Here is a 16,018-nt window from a genome sequence, read left to right as displayed (position 1 = left end):
TGAAGACGGAATGTAGCCCGCGTAGGACGAAGCCTGCAGGTTGCCCAGGAAATGACCCGATTGACTCGTTGAGGTTCCCGTGGGGCGGATTCTACCGGGAATGTTCGCAATACTACCTTAATTTCAAAGGGCTTTCAGTGCGCCGGGCCGTATGGCGGCTATCTGCCGATCGTGCACTGATCGGGCGTTGATCGAGCGCTGCCCGTTCGGATAAGGCGTTCAAGTTCTCGCTCAGCCTGCCGATATGCAGAAGAGATAAGAGGGCAGGATCTGGTGCGATTTCAGGGCAAGGCAGGCACGCATGCAGCCGTAAAGATTCGGGCGCGCAAGAGTTGTATCCAAGTGTTGTCGCCCGCCTGCTGCTCATGAAATGCGCATTACAATGCCGCAGCGCTTTTGAGATAAGAATGCCGCTATCGTGCGTGGATATTGCGCGAAGTGCGGCGATTCTGGTCGATAAAGCCCGTAATTTGCATGAAATCGAAAGCAGTGGTGCGCATGCGTAGCGGATTGAAAAAGCAGGGCGGGAGCGCGTTTGAACGCAGCAGACCGCGATTTGCCGACCGCAACGAGTGTGCCGCCGCTGGTAACAAGGAGTTTCGAATATGAACGAGGATCGTTCGGCGCACGGCGCTTCCGGTCTGACACGTTGGTGGGCTGGCCTCGCAGGCCTTGGCCTTTCATTGATGCTGGGCGCTTGCGCTAACGTTAGCGACCCCCAGGCACCGCAGCCGCAAGCCGATCCTTCGGCGGCCACGAGCCCGGCCGGCGACGCTGCAGCGGCCGCCGCGCAGGCAGCCAGTGCGCCGGTCAAACGTACCGTCACCAAAACCACCTGGGTGCGCGTGCGCCGCGGCGATTCGCTGCAGCGTATTGCCTCGGCGCATAACGTTTCGGTCAAGGATCTGTGCGCCTGGAACCGCATGAAGCCGAACGGCCGGTTGCGCGCCGGCCAGTCGCTCAAACTCGTTTCGACGCAGACGATCATCGTGCAGCAGGCCGCGCCCGCGCAGGCTGGCGGCGCAGCGACGGCGAACGCGGCGCAAAGCCGCGCAGTGGCCGCCGAAGTCGCACGTCATGCGGATAGCGTGGCGCTGATGTGGCCGGCACAAGGTCGCGTGGTGGAACCGTTCGAGCCCGGCACGACGCGCGGCATCGAGATCGCGGGCAAGGCCGGCGATCCTGTGCTGGCCGCCGCCGACGGCAAGGTCATGTATGCGGGGACGGGGCTGAACGAATACGGCAGCCTGATCATCGTCCAGCACAACAAGGATTTTCTGACGGCCTATTCGCACAACCGTCGCCTGCTGGTGAAGACCGGCGACACCGTGCATCGCGGCCAGCAGATCGCCGAAATGGGCAACGAGAACAACGACCGCGTGGCCGTGCTGTTCGAAGTGCGCCGCGACGGCAAACCGGTCGATCCGATGCCGTATCTGCCGACGCCGCAGAGTTGAGCGTGCGATTTCCGAAAATGCCCTGACACAGCGATGTGTCAGGGCATTTTCTATTCAGCCGGCACGTCTGGCTTCTTAAAACGCATCTCCCGGCACCCGCACCCAGCCTTCCATCAGCACGCGTGCACTGCGGCTCATGATGGCCTTGGTTACGGTCCACTCGCCGTTTTCCTGACGCGCTTCTGCGCCCACGCGCAGCGTGCCCGACGGATGGCCGAAGCGCACGGCGTTGCGTTCGCCGCCGCCTGCCGCCAGATTCACCAGCGTGCCGGGAATGGCGGCGGCTGTGCCGATGGCCACGGCCGCCGTGCCCATCATCGCGTGATGCAGTTTGCCCATCGACATCGCGCGCACCAGCAGATCGACATCGTCGGAATCCACGCGCTTGCCGCTGGATGACGTATAGGCCGCGGGCTTCGCGACGAAGGCGATCTTCGGCGTGTGCTGGCGCGTGGCGATCTCATCCAGATTCTTGATCAGCCCCATGCGCAACGCGCCGTGCGCGCGCAGCGTCTCGAACTTTTCCAGCGCCTGCGCATCGCCGTTGATGGCGTCCTGCAATTCCGTGCCGGTGTAGCCGATGGCATCGGCGTTCACGAAGATCGTCGGGATACCGGCATTGATCATGGTCGCCTTGAGGGTGCCGAAGCCGGGCACTTCCAGGTCGTCGACGAGATTGCCGGTGGGGAACATCGCGCCGCCTGCGCCGTCTTCATCGGCGGCGGGGTCGAGGAATTCGAGTTGCACTTCGGCGGCGGGGAAGGTCACGCCGTCGAGTTCGAAGTCGCCGGTTTCCTGCACCTGGCCGTTCGTGATGGGCACGTGCGCGACGATGGTCTTGCCGATGTTCGCTTGCCAGATGCGCACGGTTGCGACGCCGTTATCGGGCACGCGACCGGAGTCGATCAGGCCGCTGCTGATCGCGAACGGACCGACGGCCGCCGAGAGGTTGCCGCAGTTGCCGCTCCAGTCGACGAAAGCTTTGTCGATGGCGACCTGGCCGAACAGATAGTCGACGTCATGATCGGGGCGGGTGCTTTTCGCGACGATCACCGTCTTGCTGGTGCTCGAAGTTGCGCCGCCCATGCCGTCGATCTGCTTGCCGTAAGGGTCGGGGCTGCCGATCACGCGCATGAGGAGCTGGTCGCGCGCGGTGCCGGGTTGCTGTGCCGCTTCGGGCAGATCCTGGAGACGGAAGAACACGCCTTTGCTGGTGCCGCCGCGCATATAGGTGGCGGCAATCTTGATCTGTGCTTGATGGCTCATGAAAATCCCAAGTGTTTTGTCTCCCCGCTCCCAGAGGGAAAGGGGTTGGGGGAGAGGGGGCGAGTGGCCTGGCTAACCGTAGCCGAAATCACCTCAAGCACCCCATCGACGTTCTGCAATATCTCGTTGTTCCAGAAGCGCAAGACGGTGAAGCCGCGGTGTTGGAACCAGGCGTCGCGTGCTGCGTCGCTCGCGCGGGCGTTGTGGTGTCCGCCGTCCGCTTCGATGACTACGCGCGCGCCGCAATGCATGAAATCGACGATGTAAGGGCCGATGGGGTGCTGTCGGCGAAACTTCTCGCCGCGGAGGCGGTGAGCGCGGAGGTGACGCCAGAGCAGGCGCTCGGCTTCGGTCATGTTTTTGCGGAGGTGGCGTGCTTGCGCTAGTTGGTTCATTGGGTCACGCCCCCTCTCCCCAACCCCTCTCCCCTGGGAGAGGGGCTTTCTCGTGGTGGTTATGCTGACTGTGACGATTCGAGGAAGTCTTGTGCGAAGCGCTGCAGTACGCCGCCTGCTTCGTAGATCGATACTTCTTCCGCCGTGTCCAGTCTGCACGTTACCGGCACTTCAACGCGTTCGCCGTTTTTGCGCTCGATTACCAGCGTCAGGTCCGCTCGGGGTTTGCGCTCGCCAATCACGTTGAACGTCTCCGTGCCGTCGATGCCCAGCGTCGTGCGGTTCGTGCCCGCCTTGAACTCCAGCGGCAACACGCCCATGCCGATCAGGTTCGTGCGGTGAATCCGCTCGAAGCCCTCCGCCACGATCGCTTCCACGCCCGCCAGTCGCACGCCCTTCGCCGCCCAGTCACGCGACGATCCCTGGCCGTAGTCCGCACCCGCAACAATAATCAGCGGTTGCTTGCGGTCCATGTACGTTTCGATCGCTTCCCACATGCGCACAACTTTGCCTTCCGGCTCCACGCGTGCGAGCGAGCCCTTCTTTTGCACGCCGTCAACGATGGCCATCTCGTTGATCAGCGTCGGGTTTGCGAAGGTCGCGCGCTGCGCCGTCAGGTGGTCGCCGCGGTGCGTTGCGTACGAGTTGAAGTCCTCTTCCGGTAGACCCATTTTCGCGAGGTATTCGCCCGCCGCGCTGTCCAGCAGGATCGCATTCGACGGCGAAAGATGGTCGGTCGTGATGTTGTCGCCCAGCACCGCCAGCGGTCGCAATCCGCGCAACGTGCGTTCGCCCGCCAACGCGCCTTCCCAGTACGGCGGCCGGCGGATGTAGGTGCTTTGCGCGCGCCAGTCGTACAGCGGGTCCGTGGTTTCGCCGCTGGCGGCCGTCACCGCGAACATCGGTTCGTACACCTTGCGGAACTGCTCGGGCTTCACGCTTTGAGCCACGATTGCGTCGATTTCCTCGTCGCTCGGCCAGAGGTCTTTCAGATAAACCGGCTGGCCGTTCTGATCCTTGCCAAGCGAGTCTTTCTCGATGTCGAAGCGGATCGTGCCCGCAATCGCATACGCCACCACCAGCGGCGGCGAGGCCAGAAACGCCTGCTTCGCGTACGGATGAATCCGCCCGTCGAAGTTGCGGTTGCCCGAGAGCACCGCAGTCGCGTACAGGTCGCGATCGACAATCTCCTGGTGGATCTTCGGATCGAGCGCGCCCGACATGCCGTTACACGTCGTACACGCAAACGCGACGATGCCAAAGCCCAGCTTCTCCAGATCCGGCAGCAGCTTCGCTTCTTCCAGATACAGTTCGACCGCCTTCGATCCCGGCGCCAGCGAGCTCTTCACCCACGGCTTGCGCGTGAGGCCGCGCGCGTTCGCGTTGCGCGCCAGCAGCGCCGCCGCGATCACGTTGCGCGGGTTGCTGGTGTTCGTGCAACTCGTAATCGCGGCGATGATGACCGCGCCATCCGGCATCTGTCCCGGCGTGTCTTCCCACTTGCCCGCGATGCCGCGCTCGGCCAGCGCGGACACCGGCAGGCGCTTGTGCGGATTCGACGGGCCCGCCATATTGCGCACGACGCTCGACAGATCGAACGTGAGCGTGCGCTCGTATTGCGCGTTCGCGAGCGCATCGGCCCACAGGCCAACGGTCTTCGCGTAGGTTTCCACCAGCTTCACCTGCTCTTCCTCGCGGCCCGTCAGACGCAGATAGTCGAGCGTCTGGTTGTCGATGAAGAACATCGCCGCCGTGGCGCCATATTCGGGCGCCATGTTCGAGATCGTCGCGCGGTCACCCAGCGTGAGGCTCGACGCGCCTGCGCCGCGAAACTCCAGATACGCGCCCACCACCTTTTCCTTGCGCAGGAATTCGGTGAGCGCGAGCACGATGTCCGTGGCCGTGATGCCCGGCTGGCGCTTGCCCGTGAGCTCCACGCCGACGATATCCGGCAGGCGCATCCACGAGGCGCGGCCCAGCATGACGTTTTCCGCTTCCAGCCCGCCCACGCCGATGGCGATCACGCCCAGCGCATCCACGTGCGGCGTGTGGCTGTCGGTGCCTACGCAGGTGTCGGGATAGGCGACGCCGTCGCTCACGCCGATCACCGGCGACATCTTTTCCAGATTGATCTGGTGCATGATGCCGTTGCCCGGCGGGATCACGTCGACGTTCTTGAACGCTTTCTTCGTCCAGTTGATGAAGTCGAAGCGGTCTTCGTTACGCCGATCTTCGATCGCACGGTTCTTCTCGAACGCCTGCGGATCGAAGCCGCCGCATTCCACCGCGAGCGAGTGATCGACGATCAACTGAACCGGCACGACCGGATTGACCTTGGCAGGATCGCCGCCTTGATCGGCGATGGCGTCGCGCAGGCCCGCGAGGTCGACCAGCGCGGTTTGTCCGAGGATGTCGTGGCAGACCACGCGCGCGGGATACCACGGAAAATCGAGGTCGCGCTTGCGCTCGATGAGCTGTTCGAGCGAAGCGGCCAGGGTAGCGGGCTCGCAGCGGCGCACGAGGTTTTCGGCGAGCACGCGCGAGGTGTAGGGCAACGTGTCCCAGGCGCCGGGCTGGATGGCCTCGACGGCTTCGCGCGCGTCGAAGTAATCGAGCCGGGTGCCGGGCAGGGCTTTGCGATGGGCGGTATTCACGGCTGGGGACCAATAGTTTGAATAGGGTTGCGGCGGCACGAGGCCTGGGCGATGACTCCACTCTATGCGAGCGCGCCGCCGTCTTGCAGTCGTCCAGACGGCCTATGCCATCCGGACGACTGGCGAGCACGAAACGCGCGTATCAGCGCTTGCCGATCGGCACGAACTTCAGGTTTTCCGGCCCGGTGTAATTGGCGCTCGGGCGGATGATCTTGTTGTCGACGCGTTGTTCGATGATGTGCGCGCTCCAGCCTGCCGTACGCGCAATCACGAACAGCGGCGTGAACATCGCGGTCGGCACGTCCATCATGTGATACGAAACCGCGCTGAACCAGTCGAGGTTCGGGAACATCTTCTTGACGTCCCACATCGTCGATTCGAGACGCTCGGCGATATCGAACAGCTTCAGGTTCGACTGTTCTTTCGAGAGCTTCTTCGCGACTTCCTTGATGACCTTGTTGCGCGGGTCCGAGATCGTATAGACCGGATGGCCGAAGCCAATCACGACTTCCTTCTTCTCGACGCGCGCGCGGATGTCCGCTTCCGCCTGATCCGGGTCTTCGTAACGCGACTGGATTTCGAACGCCACTTCGTTCGCGCCGCCGTGCTTCGGGCCGCGCAGCGCGCCGATCGCGCCGGTGATGGCCGAGTAGATATCCGCGCCCGTGCCCGCGATCACGCGGCCGGTAAAGGTCGAGGCGTTGAACTCGTGTTCGGCGTATAGGTTCAGCGAAACGTGCATCGCGTCGACCCACGACTTCGACGGCTCCACGCCATGCAGCAGATGCAGGAAATGGCCGCCGATCGAGTCGTCGTCGGTTTCCACTTCGATGCGCTTGCCGTTGTGCGAGTAGTGATACCAGTACAGCAGCATCGAGCCGAGCGAAGCCATCAGGCGATCGGCGATATCGCGCGCGCCCGGCAGGTTGTGATCGTCCTTTTCCGGCAGCACGGTGCCGAGCACCGACACGCCCGTGCGCATCACATCCATCGGATGCGCCGAAGCCGGCACCCATTCGAGCGCCGCCTTCACGTTCGCGGGCAGGCCGCGCAGCGCCTTGAGCTTCGTCTTGTAGGCGGCCAGTTCGGCGGTGTTCGGCAGCTTGCCGTGTACCAGCAGATAGGCGACTTCCTCGAATTCGCAGGCCGTGGCCAGATCCAGGATGTCGTAGCCGCGATAGTGCAGGTCGTTGCCGGTGCGGCCCACGGTGCACAGCGCCGTGTTGCCCGCCGCCACGCCCGACAGCGCAACCGACTTCTTCGGCTTGAAACCGCCGGCGCTTTGCGTGGTGTTGTCCGTTTCGCTCATGGTGTCTTCCTCTCTCGATCTGATAGGCAAATAGTGGGGCGCGCTATGCGGCGTTACTTCTTCGATGCGAACAGCGCGTCGAGCTTGTCTTCGTATTCGTGGTAGCCGAGGTATCGGTACAGATCTTCACGCGATTGCATCGTCGATACGGCGGCCTTCTGCGTGCCGTCGCGCTTGACCGTCTCGTAGAAGTTCAGCGCGGCCGCGTTCATGGCGCGATAGGCGCCGCAACAGTACAGGGCGATGTCCACATTCGCGCTCTTGAGTTCGTCGGTCGTGAAGAACGGCGTCGAGCCGAATTCGGTCAGGTTCGCGAGAATCGGCACCTTCACGGCGGCGCGAAAACGGCGGTAGTCGTCGAGCGTTTTCATGGCTTCGGGGAAGATCATGTCCGCGCCCGCTTCCACGTAGGCGACGGCGCGCTCGATGGCGGCGTCGATGCCTTCCACGGCGGCCGCATCGGTGCGGGCCATGATGACGAAGCCGTCGTCGGTGCGCGCGTCCACGGCGGCCTTCACGCGGTCCACCATTTCGTCGGTCGGCACGACTTCCTTGTTCGGGCGATGGCCGCAGCGTTTCTGGCCCACCTGGTCTTCCATGTGCACGGCCGCGACGCCCGCCTTGATGAAGGACTTGACCGTGCGCGCGATGTTGAAGGCACCGCCCCAGCCGGTGTCGATATCGACCATCAGCGGAATGTCCACGGCGTCGGTGATACGGCGCGCGTCGATCAGCACATCGTCCATCGTGCTGATGCCCAGATCGGGTACGCCCAGCGAGTTGGCGGCCACGCCGCCGCCGGACAGATAAACGGCCTTGAAGCCGGTCTGTTCGGCCAGTTTGGCGGCGTAGGCGGTGATCGCGCCCACGACCTGCAGCGGTTGTTCGGCAGCCACGGCCGCGCGGAATTTCGCGCCGGCGCTTGCGGGGGTTTTGCTGTTCATGCGTGAAGTCTCCGAAGGAATCGACGCTCTTACTGCAGATACCGTGCCAGCGCGAAGGCGGTGGCCAGTGCGTTCTCTAAGGCGTTGATTTTGCGCCTGAACGCCGCCGATGGGGTTCTCGCCCCGATTTCTCCCGTGAAATCTGGATTTCAAATTTGAAATCGAAGCGCGATAATGAAATCCACGTGAAATCCTGCTGCCGTGCGCGCCGCCCGAGCCGTCCATGAATCCGATCAACCGTTTTCCCACCGCCTCCGAACCGTTCCGCCCGCGCGTCTGGGCGATGGGCATCAGCCGTCTGCGCGATCTGTTCCGCGACATCGCGGGCGAATACGACGAACTCGCCGATCTGCGCGTGGTGCCGCGCGGCTTCGAGGAAGCGATCGCCGAAATCGCCGCAGCCGGGCCGAATCAGCGCCCGGACGTGGTGGTGGCGGCCGGCTCGAACGGCACGTATCTGAAGTCGCGCATCGACGTGCCCGTGGTGCTCGTGCAGCCCACCGGCTTCGACGTGATGCAGGCGCTCGCCCGCGCGCGCCGCGAAGCCGATCTGGTCGCGCTCGTGACCTATGGCGAGACGCCGATGGAAGTGCGCCGCTTCGCGAGCGCCTACGGCATCGACGTGGTGTTCGCCTCCTATCGCACCGTGCAGGACGCGGAAGCCTGCGTGCTCGATCTGCGCGATCGCGGCGTGGGCGCGGTGGTGGGGCCGGGCCATGTGAACGATCTGGCGGCGCGTTTCGGGCTGGTGCCGTTCTTCGTCTATTCGCGCTCTTCGGTGCGCGCGGCCTTCGACAACGCGCTCGAAGTCGTGCAGGCGACGTGGCGCGAAACGCAGCGGCGTCAGCGGCTGGACAGCGTGCTGCAGCATCTGCGCGACGGCGTGGTGGCGCTCGATGCGCGCGGGCGCGTGGAGGCGATCAACCAGCGCCTCGCGAGCGTGCTCGGCATCGATCCCGCGACGGCGGCGGGCCAGTCGCTCGCCACGCTCGCGCCCGACATCGCCTTCACACTGCCCGACGCCGATGGCGAATCGCTCGAAACCCTGCGCGGCGTGAGCTATGTCGTGCATCGCGGCCCGCTGGTCGACAACGGCGTCACGACGGGCGCCGTGCTCACGTTTCAGGAATCGCGCGCGGTCGAGCGGCTCGACCGCACCTTGCGCTCGCGCCAGCGCACGCAGCAGTTCGTGGCGCGTTATCGGATCGGCGATCTGAGCGGCGCGACGCCGGGCATCGCGCGCGTGCGCCAGCTTGCGCAGCGCTACGCGAAATCCGATGCCACCGTGCTGATTCGCGGCGAAAGCGGTACCGGCAAGGAGATGGTCGCGCAGGGCATTCATCGCGAAAGTCCGCGGCGCGATTTTCCGTTCGTCGCGATCAATTGCGGCGCGTTTCCAGAGGCGCTGCTGGAGAGCGAACTGTTCGGCTACGAGGAAGGCGCGTTCACGGGCGCGCGGCGCGGCGGCAAGGTCGGGCTGATCGAGGCGGCGCATCGCGGCACGCTGTTTCTCGATGAAATCGGCGAAATGCCTTTGCCGCTGCAAAGCCGTTTGCTGCGCGTGCTGCAGGAGCGCGAAGTGGTGCGGCTGGGCGCGACGGAACCCACGCGCGTCGATGTGCGCGTGGTGGCCGCGACGCACCGCGCGCTCACCGAACAGATCGAGAGCGGGGCGTTTCGCGCCGACCTGTTTTATCGGCTGAATATTTTGAATCTGGCGATTCCGCCGCTGCGCGAACGCCTCGACGATATCGTGCCGCTGGCGGCGGAATTGCTGCTGCAATCGGCGCGGCGCGAAACGCGCGTGGCTTTACGCTTTCGCACGCAGGACGATGCGGCGCGCGCGCTGGGCGCGATTGGCGGCGCGCTGGCGCGTCACACGTGGCCGGGCAACGTGCGCGAATTGCAGAACGTGGTGGAGCGCATGGTGGTGGAACTCGCGGATTCCGAAGGCGATGTGCTCACGCCCGACGTCTTGCGCGCGATTGCGCCGGAGGTGTTCGAGGCGCCGCGGGCCATCGCGCCGCGGGCTATCGCGCAGCACGCCACGGAGCGCACGGCGCAAACGCTCACGCTGCGCGAACGCAGTCTGAACGTGGAAGCCGATGAAATCCGCGCGGTGCTCGACGCTTGCGGCGGCGATCGCGACCGCGCGTGCGCGATGCTCGGCATCAGCAAGACGACGTTGTGGCGGCGCTTGAATCCGGTGAAAAACGCGGCAAAAAGCGCGGCGAAAAATACGCTGAAGAAAGCCGCGCGCGAAATCGATCAATAGCGCGGCCTTCGGCGTTCAATCCAGCCTCAGTTCTTGATCCCGTTCAGCAACTGCGCGACGACGCCGTGCAGTTGCAACACAGTGGGACTTTTCTGCAGCAGCGCCTGATAGCGCTCGAAAAATTCCGCCGATTCCTGGCCGGCGAACAAGGCCGTCACGCCCTCGGCTGCGCCGACGCGGTCTTCCGGTTTGGCGTCCTTCGCATCGAGCGTTTCGTCCACATTGGCGATGACCGTCGAGAGCGGCATCAGCCAGCGAAATCCCGTGCCGTTGATCAGCACCTGCAGGAATGCGGCGGGCGTGGTCGGGCCGAATTCGCGCTCGTATTCGGCGCGTTCGTGATCGAGCATCGCCTTGTGCAGATTGAGCAGCGGCTTGCGGACTTCGGAAAGAAATTGAATCGCGCGGGCTTCGTCCATCGTGGCGGCTCCTGGTTGTGCTGCGTGTTGACGCGGCCTGGTACGTGAAGTTGCGTATATGCGTGCGAGATCACGCGGCTTCAAGGCCAGTTCAGGCCCCGCGCACGACCCGCTCAAGACCAGCAAGAGCGGGCAGGTCCGTCGAACCGGTCCAGCCGATCGAACGATGGTAGCGCAACGCCGCCGCGCACGTCGTTATGGCGCGGCCGTGCGCCGGGCAATGCACTTCCGACAGTGCACTTAACAGCGCGCGAATAAAGTCGGCGCTACACTCGGCCAGTCCTCGCAAGGCCGCAGTCGCGCGCCGTACGCGCAAATCTCCACGATTTGCGCGCGAAGTCGCAACAACGCGCATGCATGGCCTTCGATTGATCGAACGCAGTCAACAATCATCGACAGTCCCCACACCGGAGAGCCGCCTCATGCCCACGCTAAACATCAACGGCGAGACCCACACGATCGACGCGCCACCCGACATGCCGCTGCTCTGGGTGCTGCGCGACATCGTCGGGCTGACCGGCACCAAGTTCGGTTGCGGCATTGCGCAATGCGGCGCCTGCACGGTGCATCTGGACGGCGAGCCCACGCGCTCCTGCGTGCTGCCGGTCGCGGCGCTCGAAGGCCGCAAGATCACGACGATCGAGGCCGTGGGCGCGACGCCCGCCGGGCAGAAAGTGCAGAAGGCGTGGCGCGAGATCGACGTGGTGCAGTGCGGTTACTGCCAGTCGGGGCAGGTGATGTCGGCCGCGGCGCTGATCGCCGCCAACCCGAACCCCACCGATGCCGATATCGACGCCGCCATGGCCGGCAATATCTGCCGCTGCGGCACCTATAGCCGCATCCGCGCGGCCATCAAGCAAGCCGCGAAGGAGGCCTGAGCGATGTCACAAGGTCTCCTCGATGCGCAGAACGGCGCTGCGCGTGCATCCGCTATCGCGACGATTTCCCGGCGCAGCTTCCTCAAGCTCGGCGCGGCGGCCAGCGGCGGTCTGCTGCTCGGTTTCAGTGTCGGCGCGGGCGCGCAGGGCGATAGCGCCGCGCGTAAATCGGTGGTCGGCGGCGACGGCAACGAGACGCAGCAGGACGGCGTATTCGAGCCGAATGCCTTCGTGCAGATCGACCGCAGCGGCAAGGTCACGCTGATCATCCCGAAGGTGGAGATGGGACAGGGCGTCTACACGTCGATTCCGATGCTGATCGCCGAAGAACTCGAAGTGCCGCTCGACAGCGTGACGATCGATCACGCGCCTCCCGACGCGAAGCTGTTCACCGATCCGCTGCTGGGCGGCCAACTGACGGGTGGCTCGACCTCGATCCGCTACGCGTGGGAGCCGATGCGCCGCGCGGGCGCGACGGCGCGCACGGTGCTGATCGCGGCGGCCGCGCAGCAATGGCAGGTCGACCCCGCCGCCTGCCACGCGAAAAATGGCGAAGTGCTGCACGACGCGAGCGGGCAGCGTGCGTCTTACGGCCAGCTTGTGGATGCGGCGGCGAAGCTGCCCGCGCCGCAGAACGTCGCGCTCAAAAATCCCAAGGATTTCACCATCGTCGGCAAGCCCACGAAGCGGCTCGATTCGCCGGAAAAAGTCGATGGTTCGGCGCTGTTCGGGCTCGACGTGCGCCTGCCCAATATGGTCTACGCGGCCATCGTCAATTGTCCGGTGTTCGGCGGCACGCTCGTGCGCGTGGACGACACGCACGCGAAGCAGATTCCCGGTGTCACGCAGATCGTCAAGATCGATAACGGCGTGGCCGTAATCGGCGCACATACGTGGGCCGCGAAGCGCGGCGCGGCGGCGCTCGTGATCGAGTGGAACGAGGGCACGGCGGCGAATCTGTCGATGAAACAGATCGTCGGCGATCTGGCCAATGCCGCGCAGCAGCAACCCGGCGCCGTCGCGCGCAAGGACGGCGACGTGCAGCAGGCCTTTGGCGGCGCCAAAACGCGTGTCGATGCGGTCTATCAGCAGCCGTTTCTCGCGCACGCGACCATGGAGCCGATCAACTGCACCGTGCACGTGCGCGCCGACGCCTGCGAAATCTGGGTCGGCACCCAGGTGCCCACGCGCGCCGTGGACGCGGGCGTGGCCGTGACGGGCCTCAAGCCCGAGCAAATCGTGCTGCATAACCATCTGCTCGGCGGCGGTTTCGGGCGGCGGCTCGAAGTCGATGCGATCACCCAGGCGCTCAAGGTCGGCAAGCAGGTGAGCACGCCCGTGAAGGTGTTCTGGACGCGCGAGGAAGATATCCAGCACGACATGTACCGGCCGTTCTACTACGACCGCATTTCGGCCGGACTCGACGCCAACGGCAAGCCGGTGGCGTGGCAGCATCGCATCGTCGGTTCGTCGATCATGGCGCGGTTTGCGCCGCCCGCGTTCAAGAACGGCATCGACCCGGACGCCGTCGAAGTGGCCGCCGATCTGCCCTACGATCTGCCCAATCAACTGATCGAATACGTGCGCCAGGAACCGCATACGGTGCCCACGGCGTTCTGGCGCGGCGTCGGGCCGACGCGCGGCACCTTCGTGGTGGAGAGCTTTATCGACGAATGCGCGGCGGCCGCGAAGACCGATCCCGTGCAGTACCGGCGCAATCTGCTGGGCAAGTCGCCGCGCGCGCTGGGCGTGCTCGACGTGGCCACGCGCGCGGCCAACTGGGGACCGCCGATGCCGAAGGGACAAGGGCGCGGTGTTTCCGTGATGCACGCGTTCGGCAGCTTTTTCGCGATGGTCGCCGACGTGACCGTGAGCAACGGCGAAGTGCGCGTGAACCGCGTGGTGGCGGCTGTCGATTGCGGCATGGTGGTGAACCCGACGACCATCGAAGCGCAGGTGCAGGGCGGCATCGTGTTCGGCATTTCGGCGGCGCTGTTCAGCGAGATCACGATCGAGCGCGGGCGCGTCACGCAGCGCAATTTCACCGATTACCGCATCCTGCGCATCGACGAATCGCCGGTGATCGAAGTGCATATCGTGCCGAGCGCCGAAGCGCCGGGCGGAATCGGCGAGCCGGGCACGGCGGCGCTTGCGCCTGCGGTGACCAACGCGATCTACGCGGCCACCGGGCAGCGGCTGCGGCATCTGCCCGTGGGCCGTCAGCTCATGAACGCCCAAACCGCTTGAGGAGGACGACGATGAAGCCATTCAACGCATCCTCCCGCGCGCGAGGATTTGCTGCTCACTGCCTGGCCGTTTCGGCGACCGCGATCACCGTGGCGCTCGCGCCCGGCTATGCCCGCGCAGCCGATTCCAGCGCCGATGCCGCCACCATCCAGCGCGGCGCCTATCTCGCCCAGGCGGGCGATTGCGCGGCCTGCCACACGGCGCCCCACGGCAAACCGTTCGCCGGCGGCCTGCCGATGAACACGCCGCTCGGGCGCATCTACACGACCAACATCACGCCCGACCCGGACACGGGCATCGGCGGCTATACGCAGGACGATTTCGCGCGCGCCTTGCGCGAAGGCGTGGCGAAGGACGGCCACAACCTCTATCCGGCGATGCCTTATCCGTCCTACGCCAAAGTCCGCGACGACGACGTGGCCGCGCTCTACGCCTACTTCATGCATGGCGTGCAACCGGTCAAGGCGGCCAATCGCGACAGCGACATCAAATGGCCGATGAACATGCGCTGGCCGCTCAAGCTCTGGAACATCGTGTTCCTCAAGAAGGGCGCTTATCAGGACAAACCGGACAAAGACGCCGCCTGGAATCGCGGCGCGTATCTGGTGCAAGGGCTCGGTCACTGCGGCTCGTGCCATACGCCGCGCGGCATCGGCTTCAACGAACAGGCGCTCGACGATAGCGGCAGCGAGTTCCTGAGCGGCGCGCTGCTCGACGGCTGGTTCGCCTCGAATCTCACGGGCGAGCACAACACCGGGCTTGGCCGCTGGACCCAGGCCGATCTCGCGCAATTCCTCAAGACGGGCGCGAACCAGCACGCGTCGGCGTTTGGCGCGATGACGAGCGTGATCAACAACAGCACCCAGGCGCTCAATGACGCCGATGTCAGCGCGATCGCCGGTTATCTGAAGTCGCTGCCGGCGGCGGGCGGCAGTGGCGCACCGGCCTATGCCTACGATCCGCAGGCGACCAAAGTGTCGCTCTCGCGGCCCGCGAACGATGCGGGCGCGCGCGTCTACACGGCGTACTGCATGCACTGCCACGGCGCCGACGGACGCGGATTCGCACCGATGTTCGCGCCGCTGGCGGGCAATCCGAACGTGCTGGAAAAGGAGGCCGCGTCGCTCATCAACGTCACGCTCAACGGCACCGACGACCTCGTGATCCAGGGCATTCCGGCGCCGTATCCGATGCCCTCGTATCGCGACCAGTTGAACGACCAGCAGATCGCCGATGTGCTGAGCTTTATCCGCGCGGGCTGGAACAATCGCGCGGGCGCGGTGAGCGCGGGCGATGTCGCGAAACTGCGTAGCGCGACGCAACCCGAAGCGCAGACGGCGCAGGCACAAGGAGCGGCGCAGTGAAGCGCGCGGCGGCCGGCGTTGCGCTGTCCGCCGCGTCTTTGGATGTGCCGTCACCGTTGCCGATCGTGCCTTTGCGGCGCAAGGATTTGCCGATTGAGACCGCCACGCTCGCGCGCTACATGGTCGGCAAGATGCTGGTTCACGATCTGCCAGAGGGGCGCCTCGCGGGGCGGATTGTCGAAGTCGAAGGCTATCCGCCCGGCGACTCCACGGGCCATGCCTTCATCGGGCGGCGCGGGTGGAACGCGTCGCTTTTTCTGGCGCGCGGGCACGCTTATGTGCGGCTGACTTACGGCCTGTCCTGGATGCTCAACATGGCGAGCGAAGCGCAGGACGTGGGCGCGGGCGTGCTGTTTCGCGCCGTCGAACCGCTCGAAGGTCTGGAGCTGATGGCGGCGCGCAGGCCGGGCGTGCCGCAGCGCGATCTCACGCGCGGGCCGGGACGGCTGACGCAGGCGTTCGGGATCGGCGCGAGTTTCGATGGCGTCGATTTATGCAGCGGCGAAGGATTGTGGATAGGACGCCTTGACGTGCCGGCGCGGGCAGTGGGCGTGACCACGCGCATCGGTTTATCGCGTGAACAGGATAGACCGCTGCGTTTCTACGAGATCGGCAGTCCTTACGTCAGTGGACCGCGCAAGCTGCTGACGTCGACCTGAAAATACGATGCGATCCGATTTTTACGCCGATTTTTGCATCCGGCGGATTGTTGCTTTCTACGGAACTGTATTTTGGAGAAATAAGTATTTCCCCTGGTCGCTTCGCTTCATAGACTGTTAAGCACTGGCCCGATGGAGCGCTGCTCCAACG

The 16,018-nt window shown here is 64.9% G+C and carries 12 protein-coding genes; 6 read left to right on the top strand and 6 right to left on the bottom strand.

Annotated elements, in window-relative coordinates:
- The first annotated feature begins 605 nt into the window (after positions 1-605).
- Entirely contained in the window at positions 606-1,457 is an 852-nt protein-coding gene (locus U5A67_RS07880; protein WP_321813618.1) for a peptidoglycan DD-metalloendopeptidase family protein, read from the top strand.
- Between the two features lie 75 nt (positions 1,458-1,532).
- Here the strand turns inward: U5A67_RS07880 and prpF are convergent, their stop codons facing one another.
- From prpF to prpB, 5 genes are all read right to left on the bottom strand, one after another.
- A complete protein-coding gene (gene prpF / locus U5A67_RS07875) occupies positions 1,533-2,723 on the bottom strand; it encodes a 2-methylaconitate cis-trans isomerase PrpF (protein ID WP_321813617.1) in 1,191 nt (396 codons plus the stop codon).
- Positions 2,720-3,118 (bottom strand): endonuclease domain-containing protein, encoded by a 399-nt coding sequence (locus U5A67_RS07870; RefSeq protein ID WP_321813616.1) that lies wholly within the window; start codon positions 3,116-3,118, stop codon positions 2,720-2,722. Before U5A67_RS07870 ends, prpF begins: the two co-directional genes overlap by 4 nt.
- Positions 3,119-3,177: 59 nt before the next feature.
- Complete coding sequence (acnD, locus tag U5A67_RS07865; protein WP_321813615.1) at positions 3,178-5,772, bottom strand: Fe/S-dependent 2-methylisocitrate dehydratase AcnD; 2,595 nt, start codon at positions 5,770-5,772, stop codon at positions 3,178-3,180.
- Positions 5,773-5,914: 142 nt separating this feature from the next.
- The gene (gene prpC / locus U5A67_RS07860) at positions 5,915-7,081 is read right to left on the bottom strand and encodes a 2-methylcitrate synthase (RefSeq protein ID WP_321813614.1); all 1,167 of its coding nucleotides are present in this window, start codon (positions 7,079-7,081) and stop codon (positions 5,915-5,917) included.
- 53 nt (positions 7,082-7,134) lie between these two features.
- Positions 7,135-8,025 (bottom strand): methylisocitrate lyase, encoded by an 891-nt coding sequence (gene prpB, locus U5A67_RS07855; protein ID WP_321813613.1) that lies wholly within the window; start codon positions 8,023-8,025, stop codon positions 7,135-7,137.
- Positions 8,026-8,248: 223 nt separating this feature from the next.
- Between prpB and prpR the strand changes: the two genes are divergently transcribed.
- Complete coding sequence (gene prpR / locus U5A67_RS07850; RefSeq protein WP_321813612.1) at positions 8,249-10,300, top strand: propionate catabolism operon regulatory protein PrpR; 2,052 nt, start codon at positions 8,249-8,251, stop codon at positions 10,298-10,300.
- A 26-nt stretch (positions 10,301-10,326) separates the two neighbouring features.
- Here prpR and U5A67_RS07845 read toward each other — a convergent pair whose 3' ends face one another.
- The gene (locus tag U5A67_RS07845) at positions 10,327-10,719 is read right to left on the bottom strand and encodes a hypothetical protein (protein ID WP_321813611.1); all 393 of its coding nucleotides are present in this window, start codon (positions 10,717-10,719) and stop codon (positions 10,327-10,329) included.
- A gap of 422 nt (positions 10,720-11,141) precedes the next feature.
- Between U5A67_RS07845 and U5A67_RS07840 the strand changes: the two genes are divergently transcribed.
- The 4 genes from U5A67_RS07840 to U5A67_RS07825 are packed head-to-tail and all read left to right on the top strand — an operon-like array spanning position 11,142 to position 15,867.
- Complete coding sequence (locus U5A67_RS07840; RefSeq protein ID WP_321813610.1) at positions 11,142-11,597, top strand: (2Fe-2S)-binding protein; 456 nt, start codon at positions 11,142-11,144, stop codon at positions 11,595-11,597.
- Between the two features lie 3 nt (positions 11,598-11,600).
- On the top strand, positions 11,601-13,844 hold the full coding sequence (locus U5A67_RS07835; protein ID WP_321813609.1) for a xanthine dehydrogenase family protein molybdopterin-binding subunit: 2,244 nt from the start codon (positions 11,601-11,603) through the stop codon (positions 13,842-13,844).
- Positions 13,845-13,855: 11 nt separating this feature from the next.
- Positions 13,856-15,208: a cytochrome c gene (locus U5A67_RS07830; protein WP_321813608.1), complete on the top strand. Its 1,353-nt coding sequence runs from the start codon at positions 13,856-13,858 to the stop codon at positions 15,206-15,208.
- The gene (locus U5A67_RS07825; protein ID WP_321813607.1) at positions 15,205-15,867 is read left to right on the top strand and encodes a DNA-3-methyladenine glycosylase; all 663 of its coding nucleotides are present in this window, start codon (positions 15,205-15,207) and stop codon (positions 15,865-15,867) included. Before U5A67_RS07830 ends, U5A67_RS07825 begins: the two co-directional genes overlap by 4 nt.
- The last annotated feature ends 151 nt before the right edge of the window (positions 15,868-16,018 follow it).

This window comes from Paraburkholderia sp. J69-1 (genome assembly GCF_905220255.1).
GTDB lineage: Bacteria > Pseudomonadota > Gammaproteobacteria > Burkholderiales > Burkholderiaceae > Paraburkholderia.
Note: the sequence above shows the minus strand (reverse complement) of the source record. Positions and strands in the feature narration are given on the sequence as shown.